This window comes from Leclercia sp. J807 (assembly GCF_009734465.1).
GTDB lineage: Bacteria > Pseudomonadota > Gammaproteobacteria > Enterobacterales > Enterobacteriaceae > Enterobacter.
The window spans coordinates 2,744,607-2,759,439 of sequence record NZ_CP046446.1; the positions used below are offsets into that span (position 1 = coordinate 2,744,607).

Consider the following 14,833-nt stretch of genomic DNA (forward strand, 5'->3'; position numbering starts at 1 on the left):
CTTTTTTTCAGGCAAAGCCAGGGCGCAGCTGGCTTTCCGGCGATTCGTTATCCAGCAGTGCCCGCACCCGCGACACCAGCTCGTTCAGACAATCATCCTGCATGCCGAGACGCGTCAGCTCCTGATCGAGCGAGAAGAGATATTGTGCGTTGGTGCCAAGCGGGCCGCTGGCGGCGGCAATCAGCGGGGCGATGACCTGCGCGCGCGTGTCGGCCTCAAACAGCGGATGGCGCGGGTCCATAATAAAGACCAAGGCGTTAACGGTGCGTCCATCATCCAGCTCCAGCCGACACCAGCTCGGCATATAGCAGCCCGTGATCATCTCACGCTTCCACAGCAGCGCCAGCTCCTCTTCCAGGGTCGCATCCGGCAGACGGTAGGCCACGCCGGTGGTGCGTCCGCCCTCTTTTAGTGCAAGCATACGGCCTGGCTGGCAGGCGCTGCCGCGTCCGGCGGTCAGGCGCAAACAGAAGGCACGATGCCAGCCCGGAAGCGTCCCGGTTGCCGATTCAACATACTCCAGCGCCGGGTTCCACATCAGGGAACCATAGCCGAAGAGCCATACCGGACCGTTGTCCGGACGGCAGGCCAGGGTCGCAGCCAGCGACGCTGCGCGCTGCTCGGCTGACCACAGAAGCGACTCTTCAATCGCACCAAAGGCCGTTCTGCAGTCGGCCTTCATAAGAAAATCTCGCGTTAACATATTGCACCTCCGCCACTGCCTGCATCCCTGCCCTCACTTTATGAACCTTCCGGGTCCTTTTACTGCTCAATTAGAAAGCAGTAGGGTGACGATATGCAATAATCTCGCCGGGTGCAACAGAGCGCGAGGCCGACCGCCTTAAAAGTCAAAGCCGACGGTGCAAACTATTAAGCACAGCTAACTAAGCAATGACTATTTCTTCTTATGCCACTTATCATCGTCTCCCTTTTCGTAGTCCTGCTTCACCGCCGCCCAGGCCACCTTGTGAGCGGTCTCCTCACGACTGTCATCGCCCCGACGGTCCTCTTTATCTTTGTACTGATCCCAGGCGCTGTTAAAGGCTTCTTTGTAAATATCCTGCGCGTGGGCAGGCAGTACGTTCTTAACGTTATCCGGTAAATCAGTTTTCGATTTGTATGGCATAGCAACCCCCTCTTTTTATTCACTTAATAAGTGTGGTCGACAATGCCGCAGGCTTCCAGTCGAATCTATAATTCTGAGTTTCATTTTCTTAATGCACTGTTATTAAGACCCTATTTAACAAAAATATATTATTATGACGATCTCGTGGAATAATTCACCTGTACCGTAAAATTAAGTAAAAGATACTCAGAGATTAAAGGGGATCTGTTAATTTAACCTCCTCTTTTTCTATCTATAATTACAAGCACCTGCCAAAACGGAGAAATACATGACAACCGCACACGAGACGGTGAAAACCCGTCATAAGGAGACGTCTCTCATTTTCCCGGTGCTGGCCCTGGCCGTGCTGCTCTTCTGGGGAAGCGCGCAGTCACTGCCAGTGGTCATCGGGATTAATATTCTGGCCCTCGTGGGTATTCTGAGCAGTGCTTTTAGCGTTGTACGCCATGCCGACGTGCTGGCCCACCGCCTGGGCGAACCTTACGGTTCCCTGATTTTAAGTCTTTCCGTCGTTATTCTCGAAGTGAGCCTTATTTCCGCCCTGATGGCGACCGGTGATGCGGCGCCTACGCTGATGCGCGATACGCTCTACTCCATCATTATGATTGTCACCGGCGGGCTGGTCGGCTTCTCGCTGCTGCTGGGTGGGCGCAAATTCGCGACACAATATCTGAACCTGTTTGGTATTAAGCAGTACCTGATCGCTCTCTTCCCGCTGGCGATTATCGTGCTGGTATTCCCGATGGCGCTGCCGGGGGCCAATTTCACTACCGGTCAGGCCCTGCTCGTGGCGCTGATTTCTGCGGCGATGTACGGCGTGTTTCTGCTGATCCAGACCAAAACGCACCAGAGCCTGTTCGTGTATGAGCATGAAGATGAGAGCGACGACGATGACCCGCATCACGGCAAGCCGTCCGCGCACAGCAGCCTGTGGCATACGGTCTGGCTGGTGGTGCATCTGATTGCGGTCATTGCGGTTACCAAGATGAATGCGGCGCCGCTGGAGACGCTGTTGACGGCGATGAACGCGCCGGTGGCCTTTACCGGCTTCCTGGTGGCGCTGCTGATCCTCTCCCCGGAAGGGCTGGGAGCATTACGTGCCGTGCTGAACAACCAGGTGCAGCGTGCCATGAACCTCTTCTTTGGCTCGGTGCTGGCGACCATCTCCCTGACCGTGCCGGTGGTGACGCTGATCGCCTTCCTCACCGGTAACGAGCTGCAGTTCAGCCTGGGGGCACCAGAGATGATTGTGATGGTGGCGTCGCTGCTGCTGTGCCAGATTTCGTTTTCCACCGGGCGCACCAATGTGCTCAACGGTGCGGCGCACATGGCATTGTTTGCGGCCTATCTGATGACGATATTTGCGTGACGCAGTATTACCACCGAACCCGGAGGCCCGCGCAAGCGCAGCGCCGCCGGGCATAAAAAAACCCGCCTCGGCGGGTTTTTTCTTTCATCAAATTAGTTGGACGTATCCAGCTCTTCAAAGCTCTTGACCAGATCGTCAATCGCCTTGATCTGCTTCAGGAACGGCTCCAGCTTATCCAGCGGCAGCGCGGATGGGCCGTCGCACTTGGCGTTGGCTGGATCCGGGTGGGCTTCAATAAACAGACCCGCCAGACCGGTCGCCATACCGGCGCGCGCCAGTTCGGTAACCTGAGCACGACGGCCGCCGGAAGCTGCGCCAAACGGGTCGCGGCACTGCAGAGAGTGGGTCACGTCGAAGATGACCGGCGACTGGTTAGAGACATTTTTCATCACGCTGAAGCCCAGCATGTCGACCACCAGGTTGTCATAACCGAAGTTGGAACCACGGTCGCACAGGATCACCTGGTCGTTACCGCCTTCGATAAACTTATCAACGATGTTCCCCATCTGGCCTGGGCTGACGAACTGCGGTTTTTTCACGTTGATCACTGCGCCGGTTTTCGCCATCGCTTCGACCAGATCGGTCTGACGGGCAAGGAACGCGGGCAGCTGGATCACGTCAACCACGTCTGCCACAGGCTGCGCCTGGCTTGCTTCATGGACGTCGGTGATCACTTTTACGCCAAAGGTCTGCTTCAGCTCCTGGAAAATTTTCATCCCCTCTTCCAGGCCCGGGCCGCGGTAAGAGTGAATAGAGGAGCGGTTGGCTTTGTCAAAAGAGGCTTTGAACACGTACGGGATACCCAGCTTCTGGGTCACGGTCACGTAGTGTTCGCAGATACGCATCGCGAGGTCGCGGGATTCCAGTACGTTCATGCCGCCGAACAGCACGAACGGCAGGTCGTTCGCCACGTTGATATCGCCAATGCTAACCACTTTTTGTTTCATAGGATCGCCTTATTCAGGTGTGAATCGGAATTAAGATTAATGCAGTGTAATCTGTTTGTGCGCGATGGAATTAATCTGCGCGCGGATCATTTCGCTGATCGGATCTTCCGGACACTGCTCAACAAAATAACTTAAATCATTCAGCGCAACGTGGTCACACTCAAGCTGCACGTAGATAAGGCCGCGGTCGCGGATCTCGTACGGATCTTCCGGGTTAAACTGCAGCAGCACCTCACTGGCACGCAAGGCCAGCTCCATCTGCCGCTCTTCCATCAGGGCTGACTTCAGCGTATCCAGCAGCTTGCGGACCACCTCGGCGTTATCCGCTTCGTCCAGATCTTCGTTGTAGAGCTCCGCCATCGGGCTGATGTTGCCCTTCAGCCAGACATCCAGCGTGTGATCGTCGAGCGTGTCGCCATTAAAGGGATTGATTAACCACATCTCGCCGTCCAGCCACTCGGCGCGCAGCAGCATCTGCGTCGGGAAGATGACCGGCACCAGCGGAATATCAAGACGGTGCGCTACCCATAATAAAATCGCCCCCAGGGAGACAGCGCTGCCCTGACGGTTTTTCAGTACCTGATCGAGCCACAGCGCGTCGGAGAGCCGATACACGCCACGCGTATCGCAAAAGCCCCACTCGCCATAAAAAAGCTCAATCAGTTTCTCCAGTTGCCAGTCCTGAGGGCGCGCCTGATTAATCTCTTCACGCGCCAGACTCACCAGTTTCTCCAGTTCATCGTAGACGTATTGTGAAATGAAATCATCGCGGATCATCTCTGATACCTTAATCATTCCATCGCACAGCGGCACTTTGTTAAATTCGAAATCGGCCAAGGACTCCATGACTTACCCCAGTATCGGTATTCTTGTGGTGGCGAGTTTAATGATGATGTACAGCACCACCAGCCCCAGCAGAAAGGCAACAAACCCCGCCTGCTGGCTGCGCGGACGATGACGTCCCAGCGCAATAAAACCCAAAACGATGTAGATGATAACGCCAAACAGCTTTTCAGTCAGCCATGACCCTTCATCTGTAAACGGCAGATAACCGGTCACCCACATTAACCCCGCGCCGGAAAGAAACAGCACGGTGTCGATGCAGTGCGGCAGAACCCGCACCCAGCGCGCGTTGATAAGGGCGTTATTGCTGTAACGCCACCAGTAACGCAGCGCAAAAAAACTGACGGTCAGGACGACTGCCGTCAGGTGCAGGGCGATCAGTACAGAGAAGCTATTCATGCCATTTGCCCACGGTCAGGCGCTCGTTGCCGCCATAGTCGCGACAGGTTTCAACCTGGGCAAAACCGGCCTGCAGGAAGAGATTGCGCACCGCTTCGCCCTGCGTCCAGCCATGCTCCAGCAGCAGCCAGCCATTGCTGGCCAGGTGTTGGCGAGACTGGATAATAATATGGCTGAGATCTGCCAGTCCGTGATCCGCCGCAACCAGCGCGCTGCGCGGTTCAAAGCGCACATCCCCTTCGCCGAGATGCGGATCGCACTCATCGATATAGGGCGGGTTACTGACGATCATCTCGAACTGCTGGTCAGCGAGGGCGGTAAACCAGCTGCTCTGCTGCACCGTCACGTTCTCTAACGCCAGGCGCTCAAGGTTACGCTGTGCCAGCGCCACCGCATCGGGCATGAGATCTACTGCCGTCACCTGACAGTCCGAACGCTCGCTGGCCAGCGCCAGGGCGATGGCCCCGGTGCCGGTGCCGAGATCCAGAATGCGCGCGGGGGTGGCGGGCAATCTCGCCAGCGCTTGCTCCACCAGGCATTCGGTATCGGGACGGGGAATTAACGTTGCCGCAGAGACATAGAGCGGCAGCGACCAGAACTCACGCTCGCCCACCAGGTGCGCCACCGGCTCACCGGTTTTGCGGCGCGCCAGAAGCGCGTCAAGCTGAGCCTGCTGGTCAGCAGTCAGCTGCGTTTCGCCAAAGGCGAGAAGATAAGTGCGTGCTTTACCCGTCACATGCTCCAGCAGGATCTCCGCATCGCGACGGGGGCTTTCGCCCCCCGCCAGCGTGCTTATCGCCTGCTGTAGCCAGTGCTGAAAATCCATTAATCCTGCTCTGCCAGCGCTGCCAGCTGGTCGGCCTGGTACTCCTGCACGATAGGTTCGATCAGCAGATCCAGTTTGCCTTCCATCGTCTCATCCAGACGATAGAGGGTCAGGTTGATACGGTGATCGGTCACACGACCCTGCGGGAAGTTATAGGTGCGGTTGCGATCGCTGCGATCGCCGCTACCCAGCAGGTTGCGACGGGTTGAGGCTTCCGCCTGCTGGCGTTTCGCCATCTCTGCGGCATGGATACGGGCACCCAGCACCGAGAGCGCTTTGGCTTTGTTTTTATGCTGGGAACGTTCGTCCTGACACTCCACCACGATGCCGGTTGGCAGGTGGGTAATACGGATCGCGGAATCGGTGGTGTTAACGTGCTGGCCGCCCGCGCCGGAGGAGCGGAAGGTATCGATACGCAGATCCGCCGGGTTGATGTCCGGCAGCTCAGCTTCCGGCAGCTCAGGCATGACCGCCACGGTGCAGGCGGAGGTGTGGATACGCCCCTGGGATTCGGTGGCCGGGACGCGCTGGACGCGATGGCCGCCGGACTCAAACTTCAGGCGACCGTATACGCCCTCGCCGCTGATTTTGGCGATCACTTCTTTGTAGCCACCATGTTCGCCTTCGTTAGCGCTCATGATCTCCACGCGCCAGCGACGCGACTCGGCATAGCGGCTGTACATACGGAACAGATCCCCGGCAAACAGGGCCGCTTCATCCCCGCCGGTTCCGGCGCGGACTTCGACAAAGGCGTTGCGCTCATCGTCCGGATCTTTTGGCAGCAGAAGCACCTGAAGCTGCTGCTCCATCTCTTCGGAGCGGACCTTCGCTTCCTGCAACTCTTCCTGCGCCATCTCGCGCATTTCCGGGTCGTCGAGCATCATCTGCGCAGTTTCAATATCTTCCTGAACCTGTTGCCAGTCGGTAAAGCATTTAGCAACATCACTTAATTGTGCATATTCGCGCGACAGGGCGCGGAAACGTTCCTGGTCAGCAATGGTCGCGGCATCGCCGAGCAGCGCCTGAACTTCTTCATGGCGCTCGTGCAGCGCTTCCAGTTTGGCGACAATAGAGGGCTTCATAGGCGTAAGTGCACCTTTTAATTATAAAATGGGTATGGCGCGCTATTCCAGCCCGAGGCTGTCGCGCAGAATATTCAGGCGTTCGTCGTCCCCGTCACGGGCAGCCTGTTGAAGTGATTTAGTTGGGGCATGGATCAAACGGTTGGTCAGTTTCCATGCCAGTTCCTGCATGATGACCTGCGGATCGCCGCCCTGTTCCAGGGCCGCCATCGCTTTGGCAGTCAGCTCATTACGTACCTGTTCCGCCTGACCGCGGTATTCGCGAATCGTCTCGCTGACGCTTTGCGCGCGCAGCCAGGCCATAAATTCGCTGGTTTCCTGCTCAACAATCGTTTCGGCCTGCACCGCCGCCGCTTTGCGCTGGGCGAGGTTGTGGGAAATGATGCTTTGCAGATCGTCCACGCTGTAGAGATAGGCGTTCGCCAGCTTGCCCACTTCCGGTTCGACATCACGCGGAACGGCGATGTCCACCAGCAGCATCGGCTGATTGCGGCGGGACTTAAGGGCGCGCTCTACCATGCCTTTGCCGATAATCGGCAGCGGGCTGGCGGTGGAGCTGATGATGATATCCGCCTCGTTCAGACGGGCGTCGATGTCGCTGAGGGCAATCACTTCCGCGCCGACCTCATCCGCCAGCGCCTGGGCGCGTTCACGGGTGCGGTTGGCGATAATCATCTTCTTCACTTTGTGCTCGCGCAGATGACGCGCGACCAGCTCAATGGTTTCGCCTGCGCCGACCAGCAGCACAGAGACCGTCGAGAGGGATTCAAAGATCTGTCGCGCCAGCGTACAGGCGGCAAACGCAACGGAAACGGCACTGGCGCCAATGTCAGTTTCGGTTCGCACTCGCTTGGCGACAGAGAAGGATTTCTGGAACATGCGCTCCAGCTCGCTGGCCTTAAGGTGGCCTTTTTGCGAGTCGGCAAACGCTTTTTTAACCTGCCCGAGGATCTGCGGCTCGCCGAGTACCAGCGAATCAAGGCCGCTGGCCACGCGCATCAGATGGCTGACCGCATCGTTATCCTGGTGCCAGTAGAGGCTGTTACGCAGCTCTTCTTCGTTCAGGTTGTGGTATTCGCATAACCAGCGGATCAACGCTTCGTGCAGGTTGTCCTGCTCTTCCACGCTGAGATAGAGCTCAGTACGGTTGCACGTCGACAGCACCACGCCCCCCTGCACCATCGGCTGGGCAAGCAGACTTTCCAGCGCCTGGTCGAGCGTATCCGGCGAAAACGTGACGCGTTCTCGCAGTGAAACCGGGGCCGTTTTGTGGTTAATACCGAGTGCTAAAAGGGTCATATGAGCGGGAGTAGTACCAGCGTTAATAGGGTTAGCAGGGCGCATCATACAGGATGCGCGAGATCAATAAAAGAGACTGCCCCCTTTCGGAGTAATAGGTTACCAGTTCATATTAACCAAAAAAGTTCGCGATGCAGCCAACGCCTCTGAACCTGAAGTAGCATGGTTAATTCTATGATTTAGGATAACTTGAGCGTAGACGCTGCCGCATACGGACGCTAGCATTAAGAACTATAACCGCCACGTATCTCAAGGATTTGTCATTATTATGACCAGACTGATTCGCCTCCTGCCCCTCGCCGCGCTGGTACTTACCGCATGTTCCATTACGCCGCCCAAAGGGCCAGGCAAAAGCCCTGACTCACCGCAGTGGCGTCAGCACCAGCAGGAGGTGCGTGGTTTAAGCCAGTACCAGACCCGCGGTGCCTTTGCGTATCTGTCGGATCAGCAGAAAGTGTATGCCCGCTTCTTCTGGCAGCAGACCGGCCAGGATCGCTATCGCCTGCTGTTGCTCAACCCGGTGGGGAGCACCGAGATGGAGCTGATTGCCCAGCCAGGCAGCGCGCAAATCACCGATAACAAAGGGCAGAAATATACCGGCACCGATGCCGAAGAGATGATCGGCAAGCTGACCGGAATGCCAATTCCGATTACCAGCCTGCGCCAGTGGATCCTTGGTCTGCCGGGCGACGCCACCGACTACAAACTCGACGATCAGTACCGTCTGAGTGAAGTAAATTACAGCCAGAACGGTAAAAACTGGCACGTGGTCTACGGCGGCTACGACAGCAACACCAAACCGGCTCTGCCAACCAGCCTGGAACTGACCGAAGGCGGCCAGCGCATCAAGCTGAAGATGGATAACTGGATTGTCAAATGATGACCCACTGGCCTTCACCTGCAAAACTTAACCTGTTTTTATACATTACCGGCCAGCGTGCGGACGGCTATCACACCCTGCAGACGCTGTTTCAGTTTATCGACTACGGCGACACCATTTCGATTGAGCCACGTCAGGATGGGCAGCTTCGTCTGCTCACCCCGGTGGAGGGTGTGGCCGATGAAGATAACCTGATCGTGCGGGCTGCCCGGCTGCTGATGGCGGCGGCGCAGCAAAGCGGACGTCTGCCAGCGGGCAGCGGCGCGGATATCCGCGTGGAGAAACGGCTGCCGATGGGCGGCGGGCTCGGTGGTGGCTCGTCAAATGCCGCCACCGTGCTGGTGGTACTTAATCACCTGTGGGGCTGCGATCTCTCGGTGGATGAACTGGCCGCGCTCGGGTTAACGCTCGGGGCCGACGTGCCGGTGTTTGTCCGCGGGCATGCGGCCTTTGCCGAAGGGGTGGGTGAGATCCTCTCCCCGGCCGAACCCGCGGAAAAATGGTACCTGGTCGCCCACCCGGGCGTCAGCATTCCTACCCCGGTTATCTTTAAAGATCCGGACCTTCCACGCGATACCCCCGTCCGGTCAATAGAAACGTTATTAAAATGTGAATTCAGCAACGATTGCGAGGATATCGCAAGAAAACGTTTTCGCGAGGTTGATGAAGCGCTTTCCTGGCTGTTAGAATACGCGCCGTCGCGCCTGACTGGCACAGGAGCCTGTGTCTTTGCTGAATTTGATACGGAATCCGCTGCACGTCAGGTGCTCGAGCTGGCTCCAGAATGGCTGCATGGTTTCGTGGCGCGCGGTATGAATATCTCCCCGCTACAGCAGGCCATTCTGGCGCAATCTGAGTTTCGGTGACAACGTCACCTTGTTCCAGACGTTGCATCGCGCTCTTTAATACACCGCCTGGATAGCATTCGCCTGGCCCGCACAGTTTACGGCGAACTATCCACCACTGGACGCATGCCTGAGGTTCTTCTCGTGCCTGATATGAAGCTTTTTGCTGGTAACGCCACCCCGGAACTAGCACAACGTATTGCCAACCGCCTGTACACTTCTCTTGGCGACGCCGCCGTAGGTCGCTTTAGCGATGGCGAAGTCAGCGTACAAATTAACGAAAATGTACGCGGTGGTGATATTTTCATCATCCAGTCCACCTGTGCTCCAACTAACGACAACCTGATGGAACTGGTTGTTATGGTCGATGCCCTGCGCCGTGCTTCCGCTGGCCGTATCACTGCTGTCATTCCTTACTTTGGCTATGCCCGTCAGGACCGTCGCGTCCGTTCCGCACGTGTGCCAATTACCGCAAAAGTTGTTGCTGACTTCCTCTCCAGTGTTGGCGTTGACCGTGTTCTGACGGTTGACCTGCATGCCGAGCAGATCCAGGGCTTCTTTGATGTTCCGGTTGATAACGTATTCGGCAGCCCAATCCTGCTGGAAGATATGCTGCAGCTGAACCTGGACAACCCGATTGTGGTTTCTCCAGACATCGGCGGCGTGGTTCGCGCTCGCGCTATCGCCAAACTGCTGAATGACACCGACATGGCGATCATCGACAAACGTCGTCCGCGCGCTAACGTTTCTCAGGTGATGCACATCATCGGTGACGTTGCTGGCCGTGACTGCGTGCTGGTTGACGACATGATCGACACCGGCGGCACTCTGTGCAAAGCCGCCGAAGCGCTGAAAGAGCGTGGTGCTAAACGCGTATTCGCTTACGCGACTCACCCGATCTTCTCCGGCAATGCCGTGAACAACCTGCGCAACTCCGTTATTGATGAAGTTGTGGTGTGCGACACCATCCCACTGAGCGACGAGATCAAAGCGCTGCCAAACGTGCGTACTTTGACCCTGTCCGGGATGCTGGCAGAAGCGATTCGTCGTATCAGCAACGAAGAATCTATCTCTGCAATGTTCGAACACTAATCGGACGCAGTCAGAAAACCCGCTACGGCGGGTTTTTTTGTCTGTAGTATTTATTTGTATGATTAATGCCTCCTTCACCTGCCATTGATATGACAGATGATGCGCACATGGATGATGATTGTGAAAAACGCTTCCTCTCATGTTCTTCCCTTCCGCGCCCTCATCGACGCCTGCTGGAAAGAGAAATATACCCTGTCACGCTTCACTCGTGACCTGATCGCCGGGATCACCGTCGGTATCATTGCCATTCCGCTGGCGATGGCGCTGGCCATTGGCAGCGGCGTAGCGCCGCAGTATGGCCTCTACACTGCCGCCGTCGCCGGGATTGTGATTGCCCTGACCGGTGGGTCGCGCTTCAGCGTCTCCGGGCCGACCGCGGCCTTTGTGGTGATCCTCTATCCGGTTTCTCAGCAGTTTGGTCTGGGCGGATTGCTAGTGGCGACCCTGATGTCCGGGGTATTTTTGATTTTGTTCGGTCTGGCGCGCTTTGGCAGGCTGATTGAGTATATCCCTCTCTCCGTCACGTTGGGCTTTACCTCCGGGATCGGCATCACCATCGGCACCATGCAGATTAAGGATTTCCTTGGCTTACAGATGGCCCACGTGCCGGAGCATTACCTGCAAAAAGTGGGGGCGCTGGCGATGGCGCTGCCGACGACAAACCTGGGCGATGCGGCGATTGGCGTGGTGACCCTGGGCACGCTGATCCTCTGGCCACGGCTGGGCATCCGCCTGCCTGGACACCTGCCCGCCCTGCTGCTGGGCTGCGCGGTAATGGGGATAGTCAATCTACTGGGCGGCCACGTCGCCACTATCGGCTCGCAGTTCCACTATGTGTTGGCGGATGGCTCCCAGGGTAACGGTATCCCGCAGCTTCTGCCCCAGCTGGTGCTGCCGTGGGATCTGCCCGGCTCGAGCTTTACCTTAAGCTGGGACTCCCTGCGCGCCCTCCTGCCAGCCGCTTTTTCGATGGCGATGTTGGGGGCGATTGAGTCGCTGCTCTGCGCCGTGGTGCTGGACGGCATGACCGGTACCAAACATAAAGCCAACAGCGAGCTGGTCGGCCAGGGGCTGGGGAATATTATCGCCCCGTTCTTCGGCGGCATTACCGCCACAGCGGCCATCGCCCGTTCCGCGGCTAACGTGCGCGCAGGCGCCACGTCGCCGGTCTCGGCGGTGGTCCATTCGGTGCTGGTGATCCTCGCCCTGCTTGTGCTGGCGCCCTTGCTCTCCTGGCTGCCGCTCTCGGCCATGGCCGCCCTGCTGCTGATGGTGGCATGGAATATGAGCGAGGCGCATAAAGTCATCAACCTGCTGCGCCGCGCCCCCAAAGACGACATCATCGTGATGCTGATCTGCATGTCCCTGACGGTGCTGTTTGACATGGTCATTGCGATAAGCGTCGGGATTGTGCTGGCATCATTACTGTTTATGCGTCGCATTGCCCGTATGACCCGTCTGGCCAGCGTCAATGTCGCCACGCCGGAAGACGTGCTGGTGCTGCGAGTCATCGGCCCGCTGTTTTTTGCCGCCGCGGAAGGATTGTTCAGCGAGCTGGAGTCGCGCATTGCGGGGAAACGTGTCGTGGTGTTGAAATGGGATGCGGTCCCGGTGCTGGATGCCGGCGGGCTGGACGCCTTCCAGCGTTTTGTCCAACGCCTGCCGGAAGGCTGTGAACTGCGGGTGACCAATCTCGAATTCCAGCCCCTGCGCACGATGGCGCGCGCGGGGGTTCAGCCCATTGCGGGCCGTCTGGCGTTCTATCCTGACCGTGAGGCGGCGTTAGCGGATCTGTGACATCCGGCGCTGCATCATGATACCGATCGCCTGCTGAAGCCACTCGAGCACAGCAGGCGTCATCCAGGTCCCTTTCATCAGATGCGGCTCCTGCTGCATCGCCTCGCGGAATTTTTGCTGGGTCGCGGGATTATCCCCTGCGTAAGACTGGAACAGCGCCAGCCAGTTTTCCGCCAGCCGCTGTGCTTCCGGGCTCTCTGCCTGCACCCCTTCCCGGCTTGCCTGATGCAGTTTTGCCACCAGTGCCGGCCACTCCATCATGCGATCAAAATAGTGCGCACGGGTAAACGCCATCTCCTCGGGGGTCAGGTAGCGCTGCCAGATAGCCAGCTTGCTCTCGGCGAAGGCCCGGGTGATGAAATCGAGGATGGCAGCGTCGATCCCTGTCTGCTCACGCATTTGCGGCTCCACGCTGTGCATCTCATTCAGGCGGGTCAGGAAGTCGGGGTTGCCTGCGGTATCCTCCTCAAGCTGCGTCATCCAGCGCGTTGCCAGCCCGGTAGCGCGTGGGTCGGCAACGTCCACCTTCTCCGCCAGCATGCGCCGGGCTTCGGCCACCAGCCCGGCCCAGATCTCTGCCAGGGCGTCACTTTGCTGCGCAAACGGTAATGCCTGTAACTCTTCTTTACTGAACCAGCGATCGTACATCGTCATTAACTCCAGCGTCTGTAACCAGGATTCCAGATCGGGCTCGGTGCCTGCGGCCAGCGCGCTATGCAAACTCACGAGCTGCTCGCGCAGCGTCTGAATGCTGCGCATCTGTTTATCCAGCAGCGCGATTTGCGCGTCCAGGAGATCCACCATGGAACGCGGATCCCGATCGAGAACCTCTTTAATTTCGGCAAGCTCCAGCCCCGCTTTGGCTAACACCTGGATACGGTGTAGCCGCTGTACATCCGCGAGGGTATAAAGACGGTAACCTGCCGCACTTCTGGCAGAGGGCAGCAGCAAGCCGGTTTGCTCATAATGGTGTAATGTCCGAACGGTGATCCCCGCTCGCTTCGCCAACAGGCCAACCTGAATTAACATCGCTGCTCCTTTTATCTCGCCATCACGGTCACTCTGGTGCCTTACGTTACGTGAGGGTCAAGAAAAAAGGCAAAAAAAAACGGCTTCCGAAGAAACCGTTTTTCGCGCTGTCACTGGTTAACTGTGCTTATGCTGTTCGCGACGGCAGCGTTTATCGTAATGGCGTACCCACCAGTAGCGATCGCAGACCTGTTCGTGGCCACTGACGCGGGCCCCGGCCAGCCAAAGCACCGCCCCCAGGAAGATGCTCAGCACTGCGCCATGGGCGAAGTATTGTGGCAGGTCAAGTTGCGGAAGCTGGTTTAAAATGGAATAACCGACGCCGACAACCATGACGACTAATCCCAACCCCATCAACACGTTACCGAGTAGCGAAGCGTTTTTGCGTTTCATATAGCACCTCCGGAACTTTGGGTTGTAAGGGAATAATCTCCCTATTCCTTGTGTGTAAAGTATAGACACCACCCGTTTTGCGGATTGCGTCAACGATCACAAATACGTACTTCGGTGCAACAAAACTTTACAAATAAGCCTTTGAGTAGCATGAAATTCTAATGGTTCAGCTCCGGGATTATTCAGTTTCTACGTGTCGCTTAGCAGAATTTTGTCAACCGACGCGGCAGACAGTACACTACGCGCCAGACTTAGCACTTTCAGGAACAAAAACGTGACGATTAAACTGATTGTCGGCCTGGCTAACCCTGGCGCGGAATATGCTGCCACCCGCCATAATGCTGGCGCCTGGTATGTTGATCTGCTGGCCGAGCGGTTACGCGCCCCTCTGCGTGAAGAGCCTAAATTCTACGGGTTTACCTCTCGCGTTAACCTGGCTGGCGCCGATGTGCGTCTGCTGGTGCCCACGACGTTTATGAATTTAAGCGGTAAAGCGGTGGCCGCGATGGCGACCTTTTACCGCATCAATCCGGATGAGATCCTGGTGGCGCACGACGAACTGGATCTGCCGCCGGGCGTGGCGAAATTCAAACTTGGTGGCGGCCACGGCGGGCACAACGGCTTAAAAGACATCATCAGCAAACTGGGCAATAACCCTAACTTCCATCGCTTACGCGTGGGGATTGGCCATCCGGGCGATAAAAACAAAGTTGTTGGTTTTGTCCTGGGTAAGCCACCGGTTTCCGAGCAGAAACTGATCGACGAGGCGGTAGACGAAGCGGCGCGTTGCACCGAAATCTGGTTGCAGGATGGTTTAACTAAAGCCACCAACCGTCTTCACGCTTTCAAAGCGCAATAAGCGGCGCGAAACGGCTTTTTTGCCCCGCAGGCTGCGGGTTACGTGTA

At 57.3% G+C, this 14,833-nt stretch carries 16 protein-coding genes; 6 read left to right on the forward strand and 10 right to left on the reverse strand.

Features of this window, described 5'->3' with window-relative positions:
• Positions 1–7: 7 nt before the first annotated feature.
• Positions 8–703, reverse strand: coding sequence for a gamma-glutamylcyclotransferase (locus tag GNG26_RS13115; RefSeq protein ID WP_103179944.1), 696 nt, complete (start codon positions 701–703; stop codon positions 8–10).
• A gap of 192 nt (positions 704–895) precedes the next feature.
• Positions 896–1,126: a putative cation transport regulator ChaB gene (gene chaB / locus GNG26_RS13120; RefSeq protein WP_103179945.1), complete on the reverse strand. Its 231-nt coding sequence runs from the start codon at positions 1,124–1,126 to the stop codon at positions 896–898.
• A gap of 268 nt (positions 1,127–1,394) precedes the next feature.
• On the opposite strand from chaB, the gene chaA reads away from it, so the two are divergent.
• On the forward strand, positions 1,395–2,495 hold the full coding sequence (chaA, locus tag GNG26_RS13125; RefSeq protein WP_103822286.1) for a sodium-potassium/proton antiporter ChaA: 1,101 nt from the start codon (positions 1,395–1,397) through the stop codon (positions 2,493–2,495).
• Positions 2,496–2,587: 92 nt separating this feature from the next.
• On the opposite strand, the gene kdsA is transcribed toward chaA, so the two are convergent.
• Genes kdsA through hemA form a run of 6 tightly spaced genes read right to left on the reverse strand, consistent with a single transcriptional unit; the run spans position 2,588 to position 7,891 of the window.
• Positions 2,588–3,442: a 3-deoxy-8-phosphooctulonate synthase gene (gene kdsA / locus GNG26_RS13130; protein WP_103822287.1), complete on the reverse strand. Its 855-nt coding sequence runs from the start codon at positions 3,440–3,442 to the stop codon at positions 2,588–2,590.
• Between the two features lie 36 nt (positions 3,443–3,478).
• Positions 3,479–4,288, reverse strand: a complete 810-nt coding sequence (gene sirB1, locus GNG26_RS13135; protein WP_103179948.1) for an invasion regulator SirB1 — start codon at positions 4,286–4,288, stop codon at positions 3,479–3,481.
• Between the two features lie 3 nt (positions 4,289–4,291).
• A complete protein-coding gene (gene sirB2 / locus GNG26_RS13140) occupies positions 4,292–4,684 on the reverse strand; it encodes an invasion regulator SirB2 (RefSeq protein WP_103822288.1) in 393 nt (130 codons plus the stop codon).
• Positions 4,677–5,510, reverse strand: coding sequence for a peptide chain release factor N(5)-glutamine methyltransferase (prmC, locus tag GNG26_RS13145; protein ID WP_156239050.1), 834 nt, complete (start codon positions 5,508–5,510; stop codon positions 4,677–4,679). The genes sirB2 and prmC overlap by 8 nt, the downstream gene beginning before the upstream one ends.
• Positions 5,510–6,592 carry a peptide chain release factor 1 gene (prfA, locus tag GNG26_RS13150; RefSeq protein ID WP_156239051.1) on the reverse strand — a complete coding sequence of 361 codons (1,083 nt, stop codon included), beginning with the start codon at positions 6,590–6,592 and terminating at the stop codon, positions 5,510–5,512. Before prfA ends, prmC begins: the two co-directional genes overlap by 1 nt.
• 42 nt (positions 6,593–6,634) lie before the next feature.
• A complete protein-coding gene (gene hemA / locus GNG26_RS13155) occupies positions 6,635–7,891 on the reverse strand; it encodes a glutamyl-tRNA reductase (RefSeq protein WP_039030718.1) in 1,257 nt (418 codons plus the stop codon).
• A gap of 268 nt (positions 7,892–8,159) precedes the next feature.
• Here hemA and lolB point away from each other — a divergent pair, with 268 nt between their 5' ends.
• The 4 genes from lolB to dauA all read left to right on the forward strand — a co-directional run bounded on the left by lolB (position 8,160) and on the right by dauA (position 12,505).
• A complete protein-coding gene (gene lolB / locus GNG26_RS13160) occupies positions 8,160–8,771 on the forward strand; it encodes a lipoprotein insertase outer membrane protein LolB (protein WP_103179953.1) in 612 nt (203 codons plus the stop codon).
• Positions 8,768–9,637, forward strand: coding sequence for a 4-(cytidine 5'-diphospho)-2-C-methyl-D-erythritol kinase (gene ispE, locus GNG26_RS13165; RefSeq protein ID WP_103822291.1), 870 nt, complete (start codon positions 8,768–8,770; stop codon positions 9,635–9,637). Before lolB ends, ispE begins: the two co-directional genes overlap by 4 nt.
• Positions 9,638–9,760: 123 nt before the next feature.
• Positions 9,761–10,708 (forward strand): ribose-phosphate diphosphokinase, encoded by a 948-nt coding sequence (gene prs, locus GNG26_RS13170; protein WP_003856663.1) that lies wholly within the window; start codon positions 9,761–9,763, stop codon positions 10,706–10,708.
• Positions 10,709–10,828: 120 nt separating this feature from the next.
• Positions 10,829–12,505, forward strand: coding sequence for a C4-dicarboxylic acid transporter DauA (gene dauA / locus GNG26_RS13175; protein WP_197080164.1), 1,677 nt, complete (start codon positions 10,829–10,831; stop codon positions 12,503–12,505).
• Here dauA and GNG26_RS13180 read toward each other — a convergent pair.
• Both GNG26_RS13180 and ychH read right to left on the reverse strand, forming a co-directional pair.
• Positions 12,491–13,534, reverse strand: a complete 1,044-nt coding sequence (locus GNG26_RS13180) for a MerR family transcriptional regulator (RefSeq protein WP_156239052.1) — start codon at positions 13,532–13,534, stop codon at positions 12,491–12,493. The genes dauA and GNG26_RS13180 overlap by 15 nt on opposite strands.
• 117 nt (positions 13,535–13,651) lie before the next feature.
• On the reverse strand, positions 13,652–13,927 hold the full coding sequence (ychH, locus tag GNG26_RS13185) for a stress-induced protein YchH (RefSeq protein WP_103179956.1): 276 nt from the start codon (positions 13,925–13,927) through the stop codon (positions 13,652–13,654).
• 274 nt (positions 13,928–14,201) lie between these two features.
• On the opposite strand from ychH, the gene pth reads away from it, so the two are divergent.
• On the forward strand, positions 14,202–14,786 hold the full coding sequence (gene pth / locus GNG26_RS13190) for an aminoacyl-tRNA hydrolase (protein ID WP_103179957.1): 585 nt from the start codon (positions 14,202–14,204) through the stop codon (positions 14,784–14,786).
• The last annotated feature ends 47 nt before the right edge of the window (positions 14,787–14,833 follow it).

What these genes read in the sequence shown, in the direction of transcription:
- GNG26_RS13115 (WP_103179944.1), bottom strand. Translation starts at nt 703, where the DNA reads ATGTTAACGCGAGATTTTCTTATGAAGGCCGACTGCAGAACGGCCTTT.
- chaB (WP_103179945.1), bottom strand. Translation starts at nt 1,126, where the DNA reads ATGCCATACAAATCGAAAACTGATTTACCGGATAACGTTAAGAACGTA.
- chaA (WP_103822286.1), top strand. Translation starts at nt 1,395, where the DNA reads ATGACAACCGCACACGAGACGGTGAAAACCCGTCATAAGGAGACGTCT.
- kdsA (WP_103822287.1), bottom strand. Translation starts at nt 3,442, where the DNA reads ATGAAACAAAAAGTGGTTAGCATTGGCGATATCAACGTGGCGAACGAC.
- sirB1 (WP_103179948.1), bottom strand. Translation starts at nt 4,288, where the DNA reads ATGGAGTCCTTGGCCGATTTCGAATTTAACAAAGTGCCGCTGTGCGAT.
- sirB2 (WP_103822288.1), bottom strand. Translation starts at nt 4,684, where the DNA reads ATGAATAGCTTCTCTGTACTGATCGCCCTGCACCTGACGGCAGTCGTC.
- prmC (WP_156239050.1), bottom strand. Translation starts at nt 5,510, where the DNA reads ATGGATTTTCAGCACTGGCTACAGCAGGCGATAAGCACGCTGGCGGGG.
- prfA (WP_156239051.1), bottom strand. Translation starts at nt 6,592, where the DNA reads ATGAAGCCCTCTATTGTCGCCAAACTGGAAGCGCTGCACGAGCGCCAT.
- hemA (WP_039030718.1), bottom strand. Translation starts at nt 7,891, where the DNA reads ATGACCCTTTTAGCACTCGGTATTAACCACAAAACGGCCCCGGTTTCA.
- lolB (WP_103179953.1), top strand. Translation starts at nt 8,160, where the DNA reads ATGACCAGACTGATTCGCCTCCTGCCCCTCGCCGCGCTGGTACTTACC.
- ispE (WP_103822291.1), top strand. Translation starts at nt 8,768, where the DNA reads ATGATGACCCACTGGCCTTCACCTGCAAAACTTAACCTGTTTTTATAC.
- GNG26_RS13180 (WP_156239052.1), bottom strand. Translation starts at nt 13,534, where the DNA reads ATGTTAATTCAGGTTGGCCTGTTGGCGAAGCGAGCGGGGATCACCGTT.
- ychH (WP_103179956.1), bottom strand. Translation starts at nt 13,927, where the DNA reads ATGAAACGCAAAAACGCTTCGCTACTCGGTAACGTGTTGATGGGGTTG.